Here is a 21,530-nt window from a genome sequence, read left to right as displayed (position 1 = left end):
TGGCACTCGGGCCGGCCCCTGTGCGACGTAGGCCATCGGCTGGGTTCCCGGTCCAAGGGCGGCGAGGTCCACCGGTGTCGGCTCGGCCCAGGGCGACAATCGGCAGCATGCGCGTCGGCTCCGCTCTTCCCGTCACCCCTCCGCCTGAACGCGCGGCAGGCACTCGCAGTCGTAAGGCGTCCGCACCACTGCTGCTGGCCGAAGTGGTGTCGGCCGGTCTGGTCGTGCTGGTCACCTTCTCGGTGCTGAGCAGCTCGGGGTTCCGTGGCACTCTCAGCCACCAGTGGATCACCGGGCTGACGCTCACCGCGCTGGGGCTGGTGGCCGCCAGGCACTGGTACCCGAAGACGGCACTGGCGGGCATGTCGCTGCTGCTCGGGCTCACGCCCGCGCTGGCGATGCTCTGTGCACTGATCGCCTTCGGCACCGCGCGCCGCGGCGAGCGCCCCCGGGCCCGCGACCTCGCGGTGCTCGGCTGCGCGCTGCTGCCGGTCGCCGTCAGTGTGGCCTACCGGGAGGGCTGGCAGGGTGGCCGGTGGCAGTACGCCGTGCAGGTCGGGCTCCTGGTCTCGCTTGTCGGGGTGGTCGTCCCCGGGCTGGTCGGCACGGTGGCCGGGCAGCAGGACCGGCTGGTACGCGCCCTGCGGGAACGGACCGCCGTGGCCGAGCAAGCCCGGCAGTCGGTGGAGAGCGAATCACGGACGGCGGAGCGTTCGCGGATCGCGGCCGAGATGCACGACCTGGTCGGTCACCGGCTCAGCCTGATCGCGCTGCACGCGGGCGGCCTGGAGCTGGCGCTCACCTCCGCCGCGCCGGACCTGGCCGAGGAGGCCGGCCAAGTGCGCCGCGCGGGCCGGGACGCCATGGAGGAGCTGCGGCAAGTCCTCGGCGTCCTGGGCCCGTTGCGCCGTGACACCGGTACCGACGTGCTCACCGACGCCACCGGTACCCGTCCCGACATCGAAGCGCTGGTCCAGGAGTCGCGGGCAGCGGGGGTCGGCGTCCGGCTCGCCTGGGAGGGCGGCGACCTGAGCGGGGTGCAGCCCTCCGTACGACGCGCGGTCAACCGGGTCGTGCGCGAGGCCCTGACCAACGTGCACCGGTACGCAGCGCTGACCGAGGTCGCGGTGGCCGTACGGGTCGGCGAGGCCTCGGTCTTGGTGGAGGTGTGCAACGGGCCGCCGCCGACCCCGCCCGCAGCGACCACCGGCCTGGGCACCGGACGCGGCCTGGCCGGGCTGGGCGAACGGATCTCCCTGCTCGACGGGAGGTTCGCCGCAGGGCCGACGGCCGACGGCGGGTACCGGGTGCTGGCAAAGATCCCGACAGCTCCCGGCCCCGGCGGTCCCGTGGCCTCGGGCGGGCAGGCGGGCGAGGATCTCGCCGTCCGCCTGGCTCCGGCGGACGCCGGACTGCCGGCCGGTGTGGAGGCGGCCCGCAGCCGGCTGGCCGTCGGGGTGTCGGCGCTCCTGGGGCTCGCCGGGCTCGGGGCCACGCTGCTGGCGGGGCTGACGGTGCTGCAGCACAGCGAGATCTACGCCGGGCCGCCACCCCAGCGGGTGGTTCACCTGGGCATGTCGACGAACGCGCTCGTCGCGGTGGTGGGCCCGGACAGCCCTGCGGTCCGCTCGGCGGCGGAGGGCAGGGAGCCCGCTCGACCAACCGAGTCAACCCACTGCGTGTACCCCTACACCTCCACGACCGATGCGCAGGACCGGCTGATGATTACCCGGTACTGCTTCGACGGCGACTCCCTGACGGACATCGCCGACTTCACCACTCCGCTGGCCCGTTGAGGAGCCGCGGCAACGCCCGGAGGCACCGTGACCGCTGACGAAGAGGGTGTTCCGGTCGAGTCCGGCCCTACCGCGCCACCCATCCGGGTCCTGTTGGCCGACGACGAGGAGAGCATCCGCGCGGGCGTGCGGCTGATCCTGCGGCAGGCCGAGGGCGTGGAGGTGGTGGCGGAGGCCGCGGATGGGGCCGAGGCCCTCGAACTCGCCGCGCGCACCGAAGTGGACGTGGCACTGGTGGACATCCGGATGCCGGTCCTGGACGGCCTGGCCGCCATCGGCCCGCTGCTGGCGCTGGACCCGCACCTGGCGGTGGTCATGCTGACCACCTTCGGCGACGAGGCCAACGTCACCCGGGCCCTGGCATCGGGCGCCACCGGCTTCCTCCTCAAGGACGACAGCCCGCAGGAGATCATCACCGCGATCCGGGCGGCGGCGGCCGGTGACGCCGTCCTCTCCCCCGCCGTCACCGGCATGGTCGTCAAGCGCATGCTGGCCGCCACCGAACCCGCCGCCGCGGCGGCCGCGCCGGGCCCGCTCTCCCCCGAGCAGCGGGTGGCCGCGCTGGACGAGCGCGAGCGGCAGGTGCTGGCGATGCTCGGCGAGGGCATGCCCAACCTGGAGATCTGCCTCCGCCTGGGCGCGGGCCCGGACACCGTGAAGGAACTGGTGGACACGGTGCTGGAGCGCACCGGTTCGGACAGCCGGGTCAAGGCCGCGCTGCTGGCCGCGCAGGCGGGTCTGACCCCGCGCTGAGCCGACCGACCGAGGCCGCGTCAGCCGAGGAAGGAACGTTCGGCGATCAGTCTGCGGCGCAACCGGGTCGGCGACTGGACGACCAGGCCGAGACCGACCGCCGTGACCGCCCGGGCGAGGAGACCGGGCGTGCCGTGGAGGCGGCGCAGCGGACCGAGGTCGCCGTGGACGAGGGCGGCGACCGCGTACTCGGTCTCGACGGGGTACTGAATGAGGTCCAGGAGTAGCGCGGTGCAGTCGGCCAGGGGGTCCGTGGGCATGGTGCCCTCGACGTCGGCCGGGCGGACGCCGGCTCTGCCCAGTGCGGTGGCGAGCATCTGGTTCAGCCGCTGTTCGCACTGGTGGGCCTGGCGGTCGGGTTGGGCGGTGGCGCGCAGTCGGCGGATGACGGCAGCGGCTGCGGGGCCGTCCTGGTCGAGGACAGCCAGGGCGAGGTCGATGGCTGCGCTCGGTCCGAGGACGTGGCCGCCGGCGGTCGCGGTAGGGAACGAGTGGATCGTCATGTCTGGCTCAACGAACGGACGGTGGCCCGGCAGCGCTTCCGGACCGTGGTGGCCCCTGAACGGCGCAGCACCCGTGGTGTACGGCTGCTGCGCCGGCGGCGGGAGGCAGGGCTCACGCCGCACCGGAGGGTACGAGCCTCATGGAGCCAGGCAGTTGGTCTTGTTGCCCTGAGTTCCCGTTACCTCGCAGATGGCGAAGTCGGGCCCTCCGTTGATGCCCCGGCCACGGGCGCTGGTGTTGTTCCCGTTGACCGTGATGGTGTTGGCGACCGGCGCGTAGCCGTGGCCGGCCTGGAGCAGGCCGTTGTTGTCACCGTTGGACACGATGCGGTTGACCTGGGAGGAGTTACGGCTGTTGATGGCGCCGGAGGTCACCGTGCCCGAAGAGCCGTTGGCCGCACCCCCGTCGGCGGTGGAGAATCCGTCGGCGGCCCGGCCGCCGACGCCGCCCGCGACGGTGAGGGCGTTCTCGACATCGGCGGTCCCCGTCACGGTGCCGCCGTTCCCGGGGCCGCCGATGCCACCGGAGCCGCCCCGGGCGGTCCCGGTCGAACCCGAGCCCTTCCCGCCGGCCCCGCCGTTGCCCCCGCTGCCCCCGCCGGCGCCGGCGACCGCGGCCGCGACGGTGCCGCCCGCCAGATTGCCGCTGCCACCGGCACCACCCCCGCCGCCGGGACCGCCCGGGGTCGGGGTGTAGTAGTTGCCGCTACCGCCGAGCCCGCCGGGGCCGCCGTTGCCGCCGCTGGCGGTGGCGGAGGTCTGCTCGGCCGTCACCTTCCCGCTGTTGCCCGCTCCGCCGACGCCACCGCTCCCGCCGTCCCCGCCTCGGGTGCCACCCTCGTTCCCCGCCCCGGCGCTCCCACCGGCGCCGCCGGTGAGGGCGACCGCACCGGTACTGACGGTGACCGACCCGGTGTTGCCCGCCCCGCCCCCGCCGCCCGTGCCGCCCCGCCCGCCGTAGTTGCCGGTCCCGGCGAAGCCCCCGGTGCCGCCGGCCCCGCCGGTCGAGGTGACGCTGGTGGCGGTGAGCTGCCCACCGTTCCCGGCCCCGCCGTCGCCGCCTGCACCCCCGGCACCACCGTTGCCGAACTCGAACTTCAGCAGACCTTTGATCTTGTAGTAGTGGCCCCCATCGCCACCCGTACCACCGCTCCCACCGGTCGCGAGGACGGAGTCGGCCGTGACCTGCCCGCTGTTGCCGGCCCCGCCGAAGCCACCGACCCCACCGGCATGGCCGTTCTGGTCGAGCAGCCCCGAGCCGTCGCTGCCGGTGCCACCGGCCGTGCCCGCCCCACCCGTGAGGGTGACCCGGCCGGAGCCGGTGATCGTGCCGTGGTTGCCGTCGCCGGCCTTGGCGCCGCTCCCGCCCTGAGCGCTCGGACCACCCGTCAGGCTGACCTTGCTGCCGGTGATGTCGAGATTGCCGTCACTGCCGCTACGACCCGTCCCACCCGTCACGTCGAGGCTGATGTCGCTGCCGTGGAGACTGACGGTGCCGTTGCCCGCACTGTCGGCAGCGCCGATGCCGGGGCCGGCGGCGGCCTTGACCGTGATGGTCTGCACTCCTGCGGACGTGCTGACCAGGCGGCCGAGGACCGATCCGGTGATGGTGACCGTCGTGGCGGCACTGGCGTCCAGGGTGGCACCGATGGGGATGCCGTTGGGGCACTCGATGGTGGTGCCCGAGGTGGTGCACCCGGCGTCGGCGGCGCGGGCCTCACCCACCGTCAGTGCCAGCGGCAGGCCGGAGGCGACGAGGACGGCGGCAGCCACGGCGGCCGAGCGACGGCTGCGGGCGGGACGGACAACTGTCACGGAAACTCCTTCATCACAGAACGTACATGATCTGCATACAGAAATGTCACGCTGTGAGAACGGCCGCAACTCGGCTGGGGCCGCCGGGCTGTGGTTCCCTCGGGGTACCCGGGCTGGACCCGCCCGGCGCCCGACGAGGAGTCCCATGTCCTGCCCAGACGCCTCCCCCTGCACAACGGCGCGCTGCGAAGCGCTCGCCCTGCTAGGAGGCCTCGCGATCTGCGGTGCGTGCGGCAATTTCCTGACCGGAGCACCGCACCCGCCCGGCACGGCGGCGGAGTACATCTGCCGGACGGAGGCCACCGACGGCCCGCCGGGGTGCGGCGCCGTGCGGGTGGCGGCCCCGGTCGTGAACCGCCACGTGCTGGCGGCGGCCGAGGAGCTCTACGCCGCCCGCCACGGGCTGCTCGCCACGACCCAGGCGGTGTTGGACGCGCACCGCGCCACCCTCGACTTCTGGGCCATGGAGAGCCCGGAGCATCAGCCGGCAGTCGAGGAAGCCGAGACCGATCGCCAGGCCCGCCGACTGAGCACCCTCGCTCTGCTCCCCCCGGTCGGCTGGTGGCAACCGCCCCGGAGCTGGCCGGAGCTGCCGCCCTGGCACCATCGCGCGGCCCTGGTCCTCCTCTTCGAGGAGATGGCCGTCCTGCCGGCCGCCGTCCCCCCGGGTCCACAGGTCCTCCTGACCCCCCGTCACCAGGTTCGGTGACCCGGGCGACGGACCTCCCCCTCAGTCCGGCAGGTAGCGGGTGACCAGCAGCACGACGGCATCGTCCTCCCGTCCCTTGCCATGGCCGTGGCCGAGCAGGTCGGCGCCGATCCGGTCGGCGGCGCGGTCCAGCTCGGCCTGGCTCCAGGGCCGCCCGGAGGCCGAGCGTCGCATGAGGACGTCGAGCCGGTCGTGCAGGGGGTAGAACTCCCCCCGCGCGTCCCGGGCCTCCAGCACGCCGTCGGTGACCAGCACGAGCACCTCCCCCTGGTCGAACGTGACCGTCCAGTGACCCTCCGCCTCGCCGGCGAGGTGGCCCAGACCCAGCGGCAGGCCCGGAGCGGGCGGGTCGAGATCCCGGACACCGGAGGGCCCGACCACGATCGGCGCGACATGGCCGCGGTGCAGAAGGTTCAGGTGAGTGGGGTGGACCTCGACCAGCAGCGCCGTGACGAAGTCCCCGGTGTCGCTGAACCGGGCGACGCTGGCGTCGGCCTGCCGGGCCACCGCGTCCAGGCCCTTGTGGTCCAGAGCCGCCTCCCGGAAGGCGCCGAGGACGATCGAGGCGGTGCGGACGGCACCCAGCCCCTTGCCGCAAACGTCCCCGATGAGGACGCGGGTGCCGAACTCGGTGTCCATCGCCGCGTACAGGTCGCCGCCGATCCGCGCCTCGGCCGCCGCAGCGAAGTACCGCATGCTGATCCGCACGGCACCCACCGTCTGCGGCAGGGCGGGCAACAGGGCCTCCTGCGCCGCGAGGGCGACCGAGGTCACGTCCGCGAGGGTGTTCTCGCGCCGGATCCGCACTGCGGCCTGGTACGCACAGAGCCCGATCGCCGCCACGAACACCACGGTGTTGATCACGAAGACCGTGGAGGTCATCGGCTCTTCGTCGTGGTCGTACCGCGAGAGCAGGTAGCGGGCGGGCAGGCAGAGCGCGCCGAGCACGATCACGCCCCGGGGAGTGGCGGAGAGCGTGGCCAGGGCCGGGCAGAGGATCAGGAAGGGGTAGAAGATCGTGTCCTGTCCGGTCGCCAGGTCTACCGCGGTGATCACGAGCAGGATCAGCAGCGGCACCCTCAGCGGCCACACCGCCCGCAGCACGGGCCCGAGGCGCGACGCGGCCCCGCTCACGCAGCAGCCTCACACCGGCTGGAGGGGTCTTCTCCGTCCATGCCCCATTGGTCTCACGGGTCCCGCCCGTTCCGCGAGCCGGGCGCGCTCACCGGGTGATCGAGAGCGGATCCGGTCACCGCCGGCCCCGCGCGACCAATAGGGCCACGTCGTCCTCGACGTCCTCGGTCGCCAGTCGCGAGAGCACCGTGTCGAGCAGACGGTCCAGCGGGGCGCGAGCGTCCAGGGGCAGGGCGGCCAGGGCGTTCAGGCGGTCCTCGATGTCCTCCCCACGCCGCTCCACCAGACCGTCGGTGTAGAGCAGGAAAGCCGAATTCGCCGGCAACTCCACCCGCCGGCTCGTGTACGGGCCCGCCCCGGCGCCCAACGGCGCGCCCACCGGGAGGTCGAGCAGGACGTTCTCGCCCCGACCGGTGACGACCAGCGGCGGCAGGTGCCCGGCCGATCCGCACACGGCCGTCCCATCCCGGGGGTCGAGCACGGCCACCAGACAGGTGGCCATCCGTTCCAGTTCCAGGATCTGCGCCGCGCGATCGGCCTGGCCCAGCACCTCCTCCGGCGGCAACTGCTGGAACGCCAGTGTCCGCACCGTCGACCGGTACTCCGCCATGGATGCCGCGGCGTCCAGCCCGTGGCCCATCACGTCGCCGACCACCAGCATGGTGGTGCCGTCGGGCAGCGCGATGCTGTCGAACCAGTCGCCGCCCACCTCGGCGCCGGAGCCGGACGGGAGGTACCGGCCGACGCACTCCACGTCCGGGTGCGGCACGGTGCGGGTGGACAGCAGCGCGCGCTGCAACAGCATCGCCGCGTCCCGCTGCTCGGTGTAGCGCTGGGCGTTGCCGATGGCGCCTGCCGCCCGGGCGACCAGCTCGCCGGCCAGTGCGACGTCCCGGTCGGTGAAACTCGTGGTGCCGTGCGCACGGACCAACAGCACCGCCCCGATGGCTTCCGCACCGGCCGTCAGCGGGAGGTAACAGACCGAGTGCATGCCGAGCTCCCTGAACCTCCCGACGTGCTCGGCGCCTCGGGCCAGGCCGCGCAGCTCTCCGTCGTCGGGGAAGTTGGACACCACCGGGCGCTGCTCGTCCAGGCACCGCCACACGCCCGAGAACGGCTGCGCCTCGACCACCGCCCCCTGCGCACCGAAGACGGCGCCCACTTCCCGCAGCGCCGGCACGGCGCTCAGGGCCAGCCTTCGCAGCCGCACCGGGCCGGCCGGGGCGGGCAGCCGCTCCAGGTCGAGCATGTCGACGATGACCAGATCGGCGAGGCCGGGGACCAGCAGGTGGGCCATCTCCTCGCAGGTCTTCTGCACGTCCAGGGTGGTGCCGATCCTGGTGGCGGCCTGGTCGAGGAGCGCGAGCCGGGATCGGGCCCGGTGCAGTGCGCGCATGATCCGCCGGTCCTCGGTGATCTCCACCACCATCGCCGCCACGGCCGCAGCCCCGGCCTCTCCCTCGACCCGGTGGTACGCGTTGTGCCACCACCTCAGCCGACCGGGGCGGCCCGAACCCGTCGTACCCTCGACCGTGATCGACCGGGGCCGTCCGTCCGCCAGCACCTCCCGCAGCGCCCCTTCGGCCTCGTCCACGTTGATGCCCGGCACGATCTCGACGATCCGCCGGCCCAGGTGATCGGCCACCGCCACCCCGTTCACCACCGACAACGCCTGGTTCACGTAGCGGTACCGCAGCGCCGAGTCGAACACGGCGATGCCCACACTCGCACGGTCCAGCACCTGCCGCGCCAGCCGGTAGTCCGCGGCCAGCGCGGCCCCGCGCTCGGGCAGCGACCCGTCGGCCACCGCCTTGGCGAGGAGGTCCATCGCCTCATTCGCCTGGGTCTCGGTGAACATCACCGAGGGAGGCTTCCTTGCCCCGGAGTCGACCATGCACCGATCGTCACACCGAAGATCTCCTCCTGCCAGGCAGCCGGGCCCCGGCTCAGCGCGCCGGGGGCAACCGGGACAGGAACACCTGGAAAGCGGTGGGCTCGACCGGGCTCACCCCGTCGAAGGGGTAGCTCATGTTGCGGATGGTGATCAGGGAGAGGCAGACCAGGGCCGTCAGGCTGAGCACCATGACCACGTGCACCCAGGTGTTGGAGAGCCCGAACAGGAAGGTGAAGCCGATCGTGATCACGGCACCGATGATCAGCGCCGCCCAGAGCAGCGGCGGCACCACGTCGGTGATCTCGTTCAGCCTGGCCCGGCGCTGGCCGGCCAGCTCGTCCATGTTGGTGACCAGGTGGTCGTACAGCACGGACTGCCGCTGGTCGGCGGGCTGGAACCCCAGCGCCGTGTCACGCATCTGGTAGAGCAGGGCCGTGGCGGAGGGAGAGCTCTGATGGTCCCGCATCAAGGGCCACTCGGTGTCGATCACCGCGTGGGCGTACGAGACCGTCAGGCCCTCCAGCACCGCGCCCTGCGGCAGCGGCATCTGACGGGACATCCAGTACACTCCGGCCAGTGCGTTCGATTCCTTGAACGTGGTGTCCTTGGCGGTCTCGGAGCTCTGCCAGACCACGATCACCACGAAGGCCAGCAGCACGGCGTAGAGGACCCCGACCACCGCGAAGATGAAGCCGGCCACGTCGTTGTACGACATCCGCACGCCCGAGGGGCTGACGCGCTGCAGCACGTGCAGGGTCAGCGTCACGAGCAGCAGACTGCCGGTCAGGATGGCCAGGTCCGTCCAGCTCATGCGCGCACCCCTGCCCTGGCGGACGCGAAGGGATCCACCGCCCGGCCGTGCGCGAGGATCCGGGTCGATCCGTCGCCGCCGGCCGCCCCGTCACCGGACGGGAGTACGTCGACGTGAGTGAACAGCAGCCGGAGCACAGCTCGTCGATCCGCGACCGACGACGCATGCCAGTCCACCGCCATCAGCTCGACGGACGCCCGACTGCAATTCGCCGGCCCTACCAGCTCTGCCTCCAGCAGCAGCTCGGACCGCAACTGCTCGTTCAGCACTTCCGTCTGCCGGCGGTACTCCTCGGCCGTCATCCCTCCTGCGGCGAGCGCCCGGGCCGGCAGGGCGGCAGCCTGTCTGAGATCGGACAGCCGACTGCGGACGGCTACCCAGTCAGCCAGCACCCCCTGCTGGAGCAGCAGGACGTGCTCGACGCCACCCGGTGCGGCGAGGTGCCGGCGGCCGCACTCGGCGAGAGCCCGGTCTGCCACGTCCACCGGAGTCCTGACGGGCCGGCAGGCCGCACCGCCGCGGATCCGCTCGTGCGGACAGCCGTACGAAGCCCCCTCCGCACCGTGCTCCACGGAGGCGGTCAGCGGAGCGAGGCTGATGCCGCACCTGAGGAGTCCCAGACCGAGGAGGCTCTCGGCCTCGACCGCGTGGCGACGCTCGGACTGGAGGCGGTCGCGGCGCCTCGACTGGAGCAGACGGTACTGGTCGGGAGTGATGATCCCAGGCCGGCCGTTCGGGACCAGGACGCCGGCCTCGAACTCGAGGCCGGCGATGGTCGGATTGGCCAGGAGTCTGCAGAGCGTCCCGACCGACCAGAGCCCTCCCCGGGTGGTTCGGTAGCCCTCGCCGTTCATCCAGCTCACCAGCGGACGGCTCGGCAGCCCGGTGAGTGCCACGGCCGTGGTCTTCCGCAACGCGGTTGCTTCCGCCTCCAAGAGGCTCTGTCCGGTGTGGTCGGCGAAGCCGTACAACCGAGTCATGTCGTTCTCCTGTCGGGCCGCACGGGCCACCTACCAGTCGGCCAGACGCGTGCGCCGCCCCACCCGGTGCCGGGTGGGGCGGCGTCGGTCGAGGGCTGATCAGCCGTCGATCGAGTCGTCCAGGTTGACGTAGGCGTAGAAGACGCCGAGGTCGTAGCCGTCACCCTGGGTGTCGAAGCTCACCTTGATGTCGGTGTCCCCGGAGCGCAGGAACGGCGAGATGTCCCAGCGGTTGGAGTCGTAACCGAAGTTGTTCCGGTTGTAGGGGTTGCGGGCGAACTGGTCGGACGGGGTCAGCTCCTCGATGGTGGAGTTGAACGCGTCGTTCGCCACGTGGTTGACGTCCGTGAACGGCGTCAGCGGGCCGTTGGTGCTCTTGATCGACAGCGTGTCGCCGTACCAGCGCAGGTCACCGTCGTAGACCACGAAGCCGAGCTTGCCGTGCACGTCGGCCTGGTTCTTCGGGGTCTCGAGGCCCGTCAGGTCGAACTCGTGCGGCTTGCTGTACGGCAGCTCGACCTGGAAGCCGTCCCACAGGTGGATGTGGCGGTAGGGCTTGCAGTCGTTCTGGTACGCGACCACGATCGACCAGCCGCCCCAGCTGTGCGGCTTCACCACCGAGTCCATGTCGGCCACGGTGTAGGTGCCGTTGCCGCTCTGCTTGACCAGGTCGGTGATGTCGGCCGAGGCCTGGTAGCTGCTCTCGTCGTCGGTGGTGATGTAGCCGATCGAGGGCTGGTCGTTGGCGATGTTGCGGTACTGCGTCTCGCCCGGCACCTTCAGGTAGACCTCGTCGATCTGGCTCTCCGGCAGCACGGTGTCGCCGATGCCGCGGGTGCCGCCCCAGTACAGCCGGGCGTACTTGACGGTGGAGCCGTCGATCAGCCCGAGGTCGGCGGAGCTGGCCGAGTAGATCGGGTCGCCCATCGGGCCGGTGCTGCCCGGGTCGATGTTGATGTACTTCATCGGGTAGTCGTTGTTGCGCAGGATCGTGCTGCCGGCGCCCGTCCGGGCGTCCTCGCACTTCGGCAGCTTCGGGTCGAGCGGGGCCTTGGTCTCGTCACAGGTCATCAGGCTGTTGCTGATCCTGGTGATCGAGCCGTGCATGTCCGCTTCGTACCGGGTGGTGAACGGGATCGGGTTGCTGGCGATGGTCGTCGCCCGGGTCTTGATCGGGCCGTACGGCCCCGGCCCCCGGGCGTCGGCGGCCGGACCGGCCAGCAGTTGAGCGGCCAGAACGGTGGTCGCTGCACCAGCAACGGCGCACCGACGGACGAAGCGCCGGGCGACGGCACCGCTTCGGGCGTTAGGGGGCATGGGTTACCTCTCGAATCCAGCTGTCGGGGTGGGTACCGCCGACCATGCGGTGGTGGGTGGAATCATCAGACCACGCCTGTTCGTGGTCGGCTGATTACGCAGAGCCATTAGAGGGAGTCGGGGAAACACGCCGCCCGGATCCCCCGCCTCCCCCGCCCGGCCCGACCTGGTGCACCATCATGTGCCGCATGACAGTGAGTGATCCGGGGGCATCCACCCGGCGTGCGCCCCTTCCCACCCTCCCCGCCTGGCGCTCTCGGCTCAGCGCCGCACCGGCCCCGCTCCTGGCCCTGGCGCTCGTGGTGACCTACGCCCTCGGCCTGGCAGCCAAGCTCCCCTGCTACCAGGGCGACTGGTTCCACGGCGCCACCGAGCAGTACACCCACGCCTGCTACAGCGACATCCCGCACCTGTTCACCGCCAGGGGTCTCGCGGCGGGCTCCCACCCGTACCTGGACCGGTTGCCGAACCCCTCCCCCGCGATGCAGTACCTGGAGTACCCGGTGCTCATCGGGCTCTTCATGCAGGTGGCCACCTGGCTCACCCCGCTCACCGGCACCAGCCAGAGCCGGGAGCAGTGGTTCTGGCTGGTCAACGCCGGGCTGCTGCTGGTCTGCGCGGCGGTGGTGGTAGCGGCCCTGGCCAGGACGCACCGCCGCCGGCCCTGGGATGCCTTGCTGTTCGCCCTGGCACCCTGCCTGGCGCTGGATTCGACCGTCAACTGGGACCTGCTCGCCGTGGCACTGACCGCCGTGGCGATGGCCTACTGGTCCTCCTCCCGCCCGGCGGGGGCGGGCGTGTTCATCGGCCTGGCCACCGCCGCCAAGCTCTACCCGGTGCTGCTGCTCGGCCCGCTGCTGGTGCTCTGCTGGCGGGCCGGCCGCCGCCGTGAGTTCCGCGCGGCGGCCGGGGGCGCGGCGGTGGCCTGGCTGACGGTCAACCTCCCGGTGATGTACGCCAACTGGCAGGGGTGGGCCACCTTCTACACCTTCAGCCAGACCCGCAAGGAGGACTACGGCTCCTTCTGGCTGATCCTGATGCAGAGCCGGAACGAGCAGCTGAGCACCCTCAACACCTGGATCGGTGCACTGCTGGTGCTCAGCTGCCTGGCCATCGGCTGGCTCGCGCTGGCCGCCCCGCGCCGCCCGCGCTTCGCCCAGCTGGCCTTCCTGGTGGTGGCCGCCTTCGTGCTCACCAACAAGGTCTACTCGCCGCAGTACGTGCTCTGGCTGATCCCACTGGCCGCACTGGCCCGCCCGCGCTGGCGGGACTTCCTGATCTGGCAGGCCTGCGAAGCACTGCACTTCCTCGGCATCTGGTCCTACCTGGCCCACGCCATCGACGGCAGCCTGCCCGGCCTCGACCAGGACCAGTACCACCTCGCGATCGCGCTCCACCTGCTGGGCACGCTCTACCTCTGCGCGATGGTGGTCCGCGACATCCTCCGCCCCGCACAGGACCCGGTGCGCCGGGACGGCAGTGACGACCCGTCGGGCGGCGTCCTCGACGGAGCCCCCGACCACTTCGTCCTCGGCCGCCCCCGGCCGGCCCGGGCCACCGAGCAGACCGAGCCCGCCGAACCGCTCACGGTCCCGGTGTCTCCATCTCGGTGAGCACCACCAGCTGCTCCTGGTCCGTCACCTCGAAGTGCCCCTCCACGCCGTAGAGCTGCATGCGTACCCGGTCCCGGATGCAGGTCGCCAGCAGCCTGTCCCGCACCGAGGCGCCGACCGGGTTCCAGGTGAGGAACAGGAGCCGACTCCGGGCTCCCGCCCCGGCGCCGTGCGGGACTTTGACGGCGATGAACCGCGGGCTCGTCAGCGGCAGGCTGCGCGCGAGCCGGCGGACGGCGCCACCGCCCGTGGCCTCGACGAGAATCCTGCTCCAGTCCTCGCTGAGGCGGAAGACCGCATGGCCGACTTCGTCGGCCTGCACTGCCATGAAGGCGCCCAGGGCGCTGTCGTCGACCTTCGGGTGCACGGTTCTCCGCCCCTCAGCCGGTCGCGGGGGTCACGCCGCCGGTGCCGCGCCTGCGCAGCAGCAGGTAGCCCCCGACGGCCCCGGCGGCCAGGGCCAGGGCACCGCCGGCCGCGCCGATCCAGAGCGATCCGGAGCCCGAGCCCTCCGCGCGGGCGAACTGGTCGGTGCCGCAGCCCATCGGCCGGGCTTCGGTGTCCGGACGGAAGCAGGTGGTGGTCGAGAGCTCCGCTGCGGCCTCGACCGCGTCCTGGCTCGATCGGGCCTGGGCCGACCTGTCCTGCTTCCCCATCACCGCGGTCAGTCGGCGGTGCACGGTGGCGCTGGGCGCCAGGTGCACGCCCCAGCTCACCTCCTTGCCCTGGGCGGTGCCGCCGTCCGAGACGGAGACGGCCCGCATTCCGCCGGGCATCCGCTGGGCGATCACCGCGGCGGGGTAGTCGATCGCGGTGCGGTTGGTGATGTCGATCCGGTAGGTGACCTTCTCCCCCTCCTGGGGTGACGCGGTGTCGCGGTGGACGGCCACGACGACCGGTACGGGCACGGGATACGGCTGATCGGCAGGGACCACGGCCGGCCCGACCGCCCCGAGGGCGAGCGCGAGGGGAATCACTGCGGAACTCAACGGCATGACGTCGTCCTAGGTAGGTGTCAGCACGGCGGCACGCTATCCGAGTTAATCCCCCGAATAAGTGACTAATTTCAGGGGATTTGACCGCCCATGTCTTGTCTGAGGCATTTATACAGGCACTCAGCGGTAAACCCGGACATAATCCGAGGCGAAGCTGATCGGGCCGGTGCCGCTGGGCGCCGGGTGGAAGTCGCCGGAGCAGAGCGAGAGGTTGAGGATCAGGTACGCGGTCCAGTTGGCACCGACACCCTTCTTGTCCTCGAAGACCCGCACCCCGTTGACGTACCAGTCCACCGAGTCCGCGAGGTAGTGGGTGCCGATGGTCACCCACTCCCCCGGCTTCACCGCCGTCAGGTCCGGCCAGTACTTCTGCGCGGGACGGACGTGGTTGGTCAGCTCCAGCAGGTGCGGGTTGTCGGGGTGGTACTCGAAGGAGTCGATCTCGTTGGCGCCCTTGTGCCAGGTCCACAGCGCCGGCCAGGCGCCGAGCTCCTTGGGCATCCGCACCCGCGTCTCGGCGTAGTCACCGGTCTTCACCATGAACTTCTCCACCGTGTTCTCGGTGGTGATCAGGCCGGTGTCCCAGGCCTTGCGGCCGCTGGGCAGGGTGAAGTCACTGCGCCGCGCGGTGAAGGTGGCCACCCCGTCGGCCACCGAGACGCCGTTCGGGTCGATCCGGTCCAGCTTGTCGTCGTCGGGGTTGTAGTTGCCGTACCGGTAGGCGCTGCTGATGCTCTGGTTCCACTTGACCGCGGTGATCGGGCCGTCGAACTCGTCCCGCCAGACCAGCTTCTTGCCGGGCACCGGCGCGGTGGGGTCGGGCGCGGAGGCCGGGGTGACGGTGAAGGCCCGCTCGGGCAGGTTGTGCCAGGCGCCGGCCTGGTCCTGGTAGAACCCGAACATCCGGTACGTGCCCGCCGGGAAGCTCCGGGCGCCGGTCTTGACCGTCACCTCCTGCGGGCAGATCTGCTGGCTGGCCGCGCCGCCGGGGAAGTCCAGGTTGTTGTCGGCCGCGTCCCGGACGCCGACCCCGACCACGGCCGCGGTGAAGCAGGAGGAGGCGTGCAGGGTGAGCTGCGCCGCGACGGGGGTGTCGGCGGCCGCGTCGGCGGGCGACACCTGGTCCAGGGTCACCACCGGGACGGGCGGCGGGGGCGGCGGGGCGACGGTGAGGATCTGCTCGGGCAGGTTGCGCCAGGCACCGGCCTGGTCCTGGTAGAACCCGAACATCCGGTACGTGCCCGCCTTGAACGAGCGGGTGCCGGTCGTGAGCGTCACCCCCTGCGGGCAGATCTGCTGGTTCGTCAGGCTGCCGGGGAAGTCGAGGTTGGCGCCGGCCGCGTCGCGGATGCCGACACCGAGCACGGCGGCCGTGAAGCAGGCCGAGGACTTGACCACCAGCTGGGCCGCGACCGGGGTGTCGGGCAGCGCGGTGGTGGGGGTGAGCGATTGCTGCGTCACGGTGGGCGGAGCCGCCGGGGCGGCGGGGGCGGCGGCCGGGGCCGCGTGGGCCGCCGGGGCGGCCACCAGGAGGAGGGCCGCGGCGAGAGCGCCGGCGCGGGCGGTGCGGGGGAGGATTCTGACCACGCTTCGAAAGCTAATGAGGCCCTGTGCATGTCACAACCGCATGGAGCCGATCGGGGTGTCCGTGCCCCGTCCCTGATCAGTGCTGCAGCGACCAGGAGAGTGCGAGGACGGCGCCGACCGGGATGGCGAACATGCCCACCAGGATCCGGTTGCGGAGCGAGTACGGCAGACCGGCGATCGCCGGATAGGCCAGCAGGCAAGCGGCGACGGCCACGTCCACGACGAAGACGACCAGCGGTGGGTGGAGCGGACTCGACGTGCTGCGGTTCGCCCAGCCCGTGACGACCTCGAAGCTCGACAGCAGCACCACCACCGCGGCGAGCAGGTTCGGGACAGGGGCCAGGGCGGCATGCGGTACGACACCGCCAGGACGGACGCGGGCCACCAGGACGAGCAGGCCGACGCTGTAGAGCACGGCGAGTACGGGCGCGATGATGAAGATCAAGAATTCTTCCAGGTGTTGAACGTGGCGGATGCCATGGCCGCCGGGATGAGGACGGCGAGCAACAGGATGGAGAGCAGCACGACGGACAGTTCGGACCCGGCGTGCGGCTGGGCCAGGGCCGGTGGAGTGGCCACCGCCGTCACCGGCGTGGTGGCCGCAGCCGTGGGCGAGGCCGTGACGCTCGGGAGGATCGCGGTCGGCGGGCTGGCAGCTGGTGCGGCCGGGGTCGCTACCACGGGCGGCGGCTGTGCCTGCGTGGATCGCGGCGGGACCGGCGGCGGCACCACCGCGGCTGGCGTCCCCGGCGGTGGCGCCGCCGCCGGGGACGCCACCGGTGCTGACGGCCTCGGCACGGCTGCGGCCGCCGGGGCCGGTGCCACCGGAGTGACCGGCGCCGGTGTCGTGACCACCGGCGCCGGAGAGGCGGGCCCGGTCGGCACCGGGGTCGTGGACGCGGGCGGCCCCGGAGTGGTGGACGCGGACGGGGTGGTGATCGGCGACGGAGTCGGGGTCTCCTCCGGGCATCCCGGGTCGGCTGAGGCGGCCGGGGTCGGGCCCGGTGCGGTACCGGGACCTGTGTCAGGCACCGGAGCTCACCTGCAAAGCGGCCTCCACTCCGGAGGCCACCGCACCGGCGATCCAGGCGTGGTAGCGGGGTTGGCAGTGGTCCCCGGCGAAGAAGAGGCGGTTGTCCACCGGCGTGGCCACGTGCGGCCCCAGGCTCAGCAACTGCCCCGGGGTCTCGACCACGGCCTCGCCGAGGGCCCAGCGGTTCCGCAGCCAGGACTGGGACACGCAGCGGTCGGTGGCGAAACGACGGATCCGCTCGCCGTACAGGATGGCCAGGTGGTCCAGTGCCTCGGTGTGTCGGTCCGCCGGCGTGAGGGAGTCGAAGCGCTGCGCGTCCTCGGCCCAGGTGTAGGCGGCGAGCACGACTCCCCCGGGCGCGCCCTGATCGCTCGGGTGGGAGGGGAAGTAGACGAACCGGCACGCCTCGTCGCTGACGCACCCGCCGCCGACGGCCGGCCGGGCGTCGCCGTGCGGAGCAGGCCGGTAGTCGGCGCCGAGCTTGGCGCGCCAGGTGTCCTCGTCCCACTCCCACCAGCGCTCGGTGAACTCGAGCAGCACCTTGTGCGCGGTGTCGTGGTGGAGTTCGTTGATCGCCCGGCGCTTCGGGTAGGGCAGCAGCGGGTCGAAGTCCACGTGGCGCAGCGTCGCGAACGGCACGGCGAACACCACGGCGTCCGCCTGGTACTGGTGGACCTCCCCGCCGATGGCGCCCTCGCACGCCTCGTCCTCCGCGCCGGTCTCGGGCACCGCCGTCACCGTCACCTTCCCGTCGGCCACGGTCACGTCGGTGACCACCCGGTCCTGCTCGATCGGCAGGCCCTTGGCGAGCGCGGTGGTGAGCGCGTCGGTGCCCTCGGAGAATTCGAAGTACGTGACGGCCGGGTTGATGTCGGCGGCGTCCAGCACGGAGTGCAGGAAGCCGTAGGAGAGCCGGCTGGTCAGGTTCTCCAGGGTGCCGACCGCCTGGATCTGGGCGTCGCCCCAGTGGGCCACCTCGGTGAGGTAGCGCAGCAGCGAGTAGCCGTCCAGGTCGTTGAGCAGGTGGGCCATCCCCTGCACCCGGTCCTCGATGGGCTTGTCGGTCCACGTCCCGTCCGGGTTCCTGGTCTGGGTGTAGGTCCGGGCGGTGTCCAGCGCCTGGTCGAAGGCGGCGGAGGAGGTCTGGGCGCTGTCCCAGCCGAAGGACTTGTTCATCGGCCCCGGGTCGGCCGCGTACTCCGCCTTGCTGACGGTCTGTCCGTTCAGGTGGACCAGCCGCTGCCCGAGCCCTGCGGGAGCGGTGTACGGCGGGCAGCTGCCGGTGCTGAAGGTCTCGCCCGTCCAGGAGCGGTAGACCACCTGACTGTCCCCCGAGCTGAGGTCCGGGTCCGGCGGTACGTCGACCAGGTGGAACGGGCGCCGGGCCACGCCCAGGTGGTCCGCCAAGGCGAGCGTCAGCACGTGGCTCGACGGGATGCGCATCGCCCCGGCCTCGGCCCGCAGGCGCTGGTCCTGCCAGGTGTCGCCGCGGAAGGTCTTCACCCGGCCGCCCACCCGGCTGCGGTTGGCCTCCAAGACCCGCACCCGGTACCCCGCGGCCAGCAGCAGCCGGGCACAGACCATGCCGGATACCCCGGCACCGACCACGATCACGTCACGCGGCGCCACCCGGCCGATCCCAGCGCCCCCGGTGAGGATCTTCAGGTACTGGAGCGTCAGGTCGTTGTGCGCCTCGTCCGTGAGCAGCACCCGCCGAGCCACCGTGAGTGCCGCCGCGTAGCGGTCCGGGTCGATGTCGGCCGCCGGACCGGCTGCTGCCGCCGGGCCTGCGGGGAGGGAGGCCACGGCTGCCGCAGCACCCGTGGCGGTGAAGAACGTCCGTCTCGAGATCATGCCAGCCAGCGTGCCAGGACAACCGTCCAGCGTTGAACAGCTTCCGTCCTGGCCGACAGATCATCACTCATACGACCCACAAGCGCATGCGAACCAAAGCCTGGCGACTGGGTGGAGTGCTTCGCCCGATCGGCCGAACAGGCATGTCGGACCGGTCGGCGCAGGTGATGGGCCGTCAGCTCCTCCTCGCCTCCGTGCGTTCCCCCGGCGGGCGCTGTGGGGGGACGGTGCCCTGGACGCTGGCCGCTCTGGCCAGCAGATTCCGGACCGATGGACCTCTGGTCTGGAGTGCCAGACGGGTCCGCATCCGGTGCACGGCGGAGCTCAACCGGCCCGAACGGACGAAGGGGTAGTCGTCGAGGACCTCGTGCCACACTTCGGTCGCCTGGTCCAGGCTGCCCCGCTGGAGGTGCAGTTCGGCGAGCCTGGCCTTCGTGACCGCTCTGGCCCTGCGCTCGGCGGCCGGACGCTCCCGTACCGACCGGCCGAGCGACCGGACGGCTCCGGGTACGTCACCGAGGGCCACCAGGGTCTCGGCCTCCTGATGCGCGTAGGAAGCCCAGTGGTAGCCGGCGACCTGGGTACCGGGGAGCTCCTCGGCACGTTCGAGGAGGGCCTGGGCATCGGTCAGGTGGGAGAAAGCTTTCTTCCTGTCCCCACAGGCGGCCGCAGCCACCGCCTGCTGACCGTGCACGAAGGCCAGCTGACGCGCTGCCAGGCCGCGTGCGTGACTGCCGGCCAGTTCGGCCAGCTCCCTGGCGTGCCTGCGGTGGCCCAGGTAGTGGGCCTGCACGCTCAGCCCGCGCAGGGCGATGGCGTAGGAGCCGGCGTCCGCCGCCTCGGCCGCCAGCAGTGCCGCGGTGTTGTAGTAGGACTGGGCCATCCCCTCGTGCCGTGCGTCGAAGTAGGAGAAGCCTGCGAGATAGCTGAGTTGTGAGGTGCAGCTCAGCAGTTCCCAGCGAAGGGCGGGCGGGGTCTGCGCCCGGAGCCAGCTGGTGGCCACGGTGGCCAGGAAGTCGGTCAGCATCCGACGCCCCCGGTCGGGCCCGAGTTCCTCGTCACAGGTGAGCAGGATGTCCAACAGGTCCCTGGCCACCTGCAGGTGGGGGGTCCCGATCCGGGTGGGCGCAGGCGCACCCGGATCGGTCAGTCCCTGGGACGGGAACACCGGCACTCTGCTGCGGACCAGGGAGTAGACGGGCTGGCGGTCCGGCCGCTGCTGGTTGCCGAGGGCCGCCAGTCTGACCATGAGTTCGTACGGGTCCGCTACGCGGGTGGCGGCGGCCGAGCCGGCCGGCCGGCCGAGGCCGGTGTCGCCGACGGTGATCTCCCGGCCGAGCACCCGGGAGAGCACCTCGGCGACGATGGTGGGGACGGGTTCGGCCGGCCTGGAGCCGCCGAGCCAGTGCGCCACCGCCGTGCGGTCGTACCGGAACCGGTGACCGTCCACCGCACCGGTCCGGTTGACCGCCCTGGCCAAGTCCTCACCGCTCCACCGGGCCTCGGCCAGGAGCGCCCTCAACTGCTGGTTCGCGCGCCGTGTTCCAGTCATCCCCTCTTCGCCTTCACAGCTCGTGGCGGGTGTGCGCTCAACGGTGGCAGGCCGCTCAACAGGGCGATGCACCCGTCGGTCTCCCTCGGCGCCACCGGTCTGTACTTACATGGATCCGGGCTCTCCGCCTCCTCCTCTCATACCCGCGAACCCTCCATCCGTTAACTCGGTCGACGGGAGATCACCGTGGCTACCGCCCCCACTGACCCGGCCGGCCCGGCGCCCCGCCGGGTGCTCCTCCCCTCCCCCCGTTCGTTCTGCGCCGGCGTCGAACGCGCCATCGAGGTGGTGGAACGGCTGTTGGACGAGGCGGCCGAGACCGTCTACGTGCGCAAGCAGATCGTCCACAACACCCACGTGGTGCACGGCCTCCGCGAGCGCGGCGCCGTCTTCGTCGAGGAGCTCGACGAAGTCCCCGACGCCGCCCTGGTCGTCTTCTCCGCGCACGGGGTCTCCCCCGCCGTCCGGGCGGAGGCCGACCGGCGCGGCCTGCGGGTGGTCGACGCCACCTGTCCCCTGGTCACGAAGGTGCACTCCGAGGCCCGCAGGTTCGTCGCCCGCGGCGACACCGTCCTGCTGATCGGGCACGCGGGGCACGAGGAGGTCGAGGGCACCCTGGGCGAGGCGCCCGGGTCGATCGTGCTGGTCCAGGACCGCGCGGAGGCGGAGGCCCTGGAGCTTCCCGGTGCGGGCACCGTCTCCTACCTCACCCAGACCACGCTCGCCACGGACGAGACCGCCGAGGTGATCGAGGCCCTGCGGGAGCGCTTCCCCACCCTGGTCGATCCGCCCGGTGACGACATCTGCTACGCGACGACCAACCGTCAACTCGCCGTCAAGGCCGTCCTGCCCGAGTGCGAACTGCTGCTCGTGATCGGCTCGGCCAACTCCTCGAACTCCGTGCGCCTGGTCGAGCTCGCCCGGCGCGGGGGCGTCGCGGCCCACCTCGTGGACGGGGCGGCGGACATCGACCCGCAGTGGCTGGTCGGCGTCCGGACGGTCGGGGTGACGGCCGGCGCCTCGGCCCCGCCCGCCCTGGTCGACGCCGTCCTGCGCCACCTGGAGCAGTCCGGCCCCCTCACCGTCGAGGAGCGCCTGCTCACCGAGGAGACCATCCGGTTCACCCTCCCCAAGCAGGTCAGGAACCACTGAAACCGGCTCGCAGACTCCTGCGAGCGCATCCC

General features: G+C 72.0%; 19 protein-coding genes. 5 read left to right on the top strand and 14 right to left on the bottom strand.

The window, feature by feature from the left end; genetic code table 11:
* Positions 1-107: 107 nt before the first annotated feature.
* Both CFP65_RS35245 and CFP65_RS35240 read left to right on the top strand, forming a co-directional pair.
* Positions 108-1,796, top strand: a complete 1,689-nt coding sequence (locus tag CFP65_RS35245; RefSeq protein WP_158702524.1) for a sensor histidine kinase — start codon at positions 108-110, stop codon at positions 1,794-1,796.
* Positions 1,797-1,823: 27 nt separating this feature from the next.
* Positions 1,824-2,549 (top strand): response regulator transcription factor, encoded by a 726-nt coding sequence (locus CFP65_RS35240; protein WP_104819981.1) that lies wholly within the window; start codon positions 1,824-1,826, stop codon positions 2,547-2,549.
* A gap of 20 nt (positions 2,550-2,569) precedes the next feature.
* On the opposite strand, the gene CFP65_RS35235 is transcribed toward CFP65_RS35240, so the two are convergent.
* Positions 2,570-3,052, bottom strand: coding sequence for a hypothetical protein (locus CFP65_RS35235; RefSeq protein ID WP_104819980.1), 483 nt, complete (start codon positions 3,050-3,052; stop codon positions 2,570-2,572).
* Between the two features lie 138 nt (positions 3,053-3,190).
* Complete coding sequence (locus tag CFP65_RS39465) at positions 3,191-4,867, bottom strand: hypothetical protein (RefSeq protein ID WP_158702523.1); 1,677 nt, start codon at positions 4,865-4,867, stop codon at positions 3,191-3,193.
* A gap of 145 nt (positions 4,868-5,012) precedes the next feature.
* Between CFP65_RS39465 and CFP65_RS39460 the strand changes: the two genes are divergently transcribed.
* Positions 5,013-5,576, top strand: coding sequence for a zinc ribbon domain-containing protein (locus CFP65_RS39460; RefSeq protein ID WP_158702522.1), 564 nt, complete (start codon positions 5,013-5,015; stop codon positions 5,574-5,576).
* 21 nt (positions 5,577-5,597) lie between these two features.
* Here CFP65_RS39460 and CFP65_RS35220 read toward each other — a convergent pair whose 3' ends face one another.
* The 5 genes from CFP65_RS35220 to CFP65_RS35200 form a co-directional block, all read right to left on the bottom strand.
* Positions 5,598-6,710: a PP2C family protein-serine/threonine phosphatase gene (locus CFP65_RS35220; protein ID WP_104819978.1), complete on the bottom strand. Its 1,113-nt coding sequence runs from the start codon at positions 6,708-6,710 to the stop codon at positions 5,598-5,600.
* A gap of 115 nt (positions 6,711-6,825) precedes the next feature.
* Positions 6,826-8,568 (bottom strand): SpoIIE family protein phosphatase, encoded by a 1,743-nt coding sequence (locus CFP65_RS35215; RefSeq protein WP_158702521.1) that lies wholly within the window; start codon positions 8,566-8,568, stop codon positions 6,826-6,828.
* 88 nt (positions 8,569-8,656) lie between these two features.
* Positions 8,657-9,415 carry a DUF4239 domain-containing protein gene (locus CFP65_RS35210; protein WP_104819976.1) on the bottom strand — a complete coding sequence of 253 codons (759 nt, stop codon included), beginning with the start codon at positions 9,413-9,415 and terminating at the stop codon, positions 8,657-8,659.
* Positions 9,412-10,395, bottom strand: a complete 984-nt coding sequence (locus CFP65_RS35205) for a recombinase family protein (RefSeq protein WP_104819975.1) — start codon at positions 10,393-10,395, stop codon at positions 9,412-9,414. Before CFP65_RS35205 ends, CFP65_RS35210 begins: the two co-directional genes overlap by 4 nt.
* A gap of 99 nt (positions 10,396-10,494) precedes the next feature.
* Entirely contained in the window at positions 10,495-11,712 is a 1,218-nt protein-coding gene (locus CFP65_RS35200) for a hypothetical protein (protein WP_254552732.1), read from the bottom strand.
* 179 nt (positions 11,713-11,891) lie between these two features.
* On the opposite strand from CFP65_RS35200, the gene CFP65_RS35195 reads away from it, so the two are divergent.
* Positions 11,892-13,325 carry a glycosyltransferase family 87 protein gene (locus tag CFP65_RS35195; RefSeq protein ID WP_104819974.1) on the top strand — a complete coding sequence of 478 codons (1,434 nt, stop codon included), beginning with the start codon at positions 11,892-11,894 and terminating at the stop codon, positions 13,323-13,325.
* Here the strand turns inward: CFP65_RS35195 and CFP65_RS35190 are convergent.
* The 7 genes from CFP65_RS35190 to CFP65_RS35165 all read right to left on the bottom strand — a co-directional run bounded on the left by CFP65_RS35190 (position 13,297) and on the right by CFP65_RS35165 (position 20,346).
* The gene (locus CFP65_RS35190) at positions 13,297-13,692 is read right to left on the bottom strand and encodes a cofilin family protein (protein ID WP_104819973.1); all 396 of its coding nucleotides are present in this window, start codon (positions 13,690-13,692) and stop codon (positions 13,297-13,299) included. The genes CFP65_RS35195 and CFP65_RS35190 overlap by 29 nt on opposite strands.
* Positions 13,693-13,705: 13 nt before the next feature.
* Complete coding sequence (locus CFP65_RS35185) at positions 13,706-14,233, bottom strand: DUF11 domain-containing protein (protein WP_158702520.1); 528 nt, start codon at positions 14,231-14,233, stop codon at positions 13,706-13,708.
* A 207-nt stretch (positions 14,234-14,440) separates the two neighbouring features.
* A complete protein-coding gene (locus tag CFP65_RS41570; RefSeq protein WP_254552730.1) occupies positions 14,441-15,907 on the bottom strand; it encodes a family 16 glycosylhydrolase in 1,467 nt (488 codons plus the stop codon).
* A 76-nt stretch (positions 15,908-15,983) separates the two neighbouring features.
* Positions 15,984-16,352: a hypothetical protein gene (locus CFP65_RS35175; RefSeq protein ID WP_104819971.1), complete on the bottom strand. Its 369-nt coding sequence runs from the start codon at positions 16,350-16,352 to the stop codon at positions 15,984-15,986.
* A complete protein-coding gene (locus tag CFP65_RS39455) occupies positions 16,349-16,588 on the bottom strand; it encodes a hypothetical protein (protein WP_158702519.1) in 240 nt (79 codons plus the stop codon). The genes CFP65_RS35175 and CFP65_RS39455 overlap by 4 nt, the downstream gene beginning before the upstream one ends.
* A 343-nt stretch (positions 16,589-16,931) precedes the next feature.
* On the bottom strand, positions 16,932-18,794 hold the full coding sequence (locus CFP65_RS35170) for an FAD-dependent oxidoreductase (protein WP_104819970.1): 1,863 nt from the start codon (positions 18,792-18,794) through the stop codon (positions 16,932-16,934).
* A gap of 175 nt (positions 18,795-18,969) precedes the next feature.
* Complete coding sequence (locus CFP65_RS35165) at positions 18,970-20,346, bottom strand: hypothetical protein (RefSeq protein ID WP_158702518.1); 1,377 nt, start codon at positions 20,344-20,346, stop codon at positions 18,970-18,972.
* Between the two features lie 186 nt (positions 20,347-20,532).
* On the opposite strand from CFP65_RS35165, the gene ispH reads away from it, so the two are divergent.
* Positions 20,533-21,498, top strand: a complete 966-nt coding sequence (gene ispH / locus CFP65_RS35160) for a 4-hydroxy-3-methylbut-2-enyl diphosphate reductase (protein WP_254552729.1) — start codon at positions 20,533-20,535, stop codon at positions 21,496-21,498.
* Positions 21,499-21,530: the final 32 nt, after the last annotated feature.

Origin of the sequence: Kitasatospora sp. MMS16-BH015, assembly GCF_002943525.1 — a bacterium.
Classification (GTDB): domain Bacteria; phylum Actinomycetota; class Actinomycetes; order Streptomycetales; family Streptomycetaceae; genus Kitasatospora.
This window is presented reverse-complemented; position numbering and strand designations above follow the sequence as displayed.

Excerpts from the sequence above, each read along its gene's own strand:
- CFP65_RS35245 (WP_158702524.1), top strand. The coding sequence starts at position 108 with ATGCGCGTCGGCTCCGCTCTTCCCGTCACCCCTCCGCCTGAACGCGCG.
- CFP65_RS35235 (WP_104819980.1), bottom strand. The coding sequence starts at position 3,052 with ATGACGATCCACTCGTTCCCTACCGCGACCGCCGGCGGCCACGTCCTC.
- CFP65_RS39460 (WP_158702522.1), top strand. The coding sequence starts at position 5,013 with ATGTCCTGCCCAGACGCCTCCCCCTGCACAACGGCGCGCTGCGAAGCG.
- CFP65_RS35215 (WP_158702521.1), bottom strand. The coding sequence starts at position 8,568 with ATGTTCACCGAGACCCAGGCGAATGAGGCGATGGACCTCCTCGCCAAG.
- CFP65_RS35210 (WP_104819976.1), bottom strand. The coding sequence starts at position 9,415 with ATGAGCTGGACGGACCTGGCCATCCTGACCGGCAGTCTGCTGCTCGTG.
- CFP65_RS35205 (WP_104819975.1), bottom strand. The coding sequence starts at position 10,395 with ATGACTCGGTTGTACGGCTTCGCCGACCACACCGGACAGAGCCTCTTG.
- CFP65_RS35200 (WP_254552732.1), bottom strand. The coding sequence starts at position 11,712 with ATGCCCCCTAACGCCCGAAGCGGTGCCGTCGCCCGGCGCTTCGTCCGT.
- CFP65_RS35195 (WP_104819974.1), top strand. The coding sequence starts at position 11,892 with ATGTGCCGCATGACAGTGAGTGATCCGGGGGCATCCACCCGGCGTGCG.
- CFP65_RS35170 (WP_104819970.1), bottom strand. The coding sequence starts at position 18,794 with ATGATCTCGAGACGGACGTTCTTCACCGCCACGGGTGCTGCGGCAGCC.
- CFP65_RS35165 (WP_158702518.1), bottom strand. The coding sequence starts at position 20,346 with ATGACTGGAACACGGCGCGCGAACCAGCAGTTGAGGGCGCTCCTGGCC.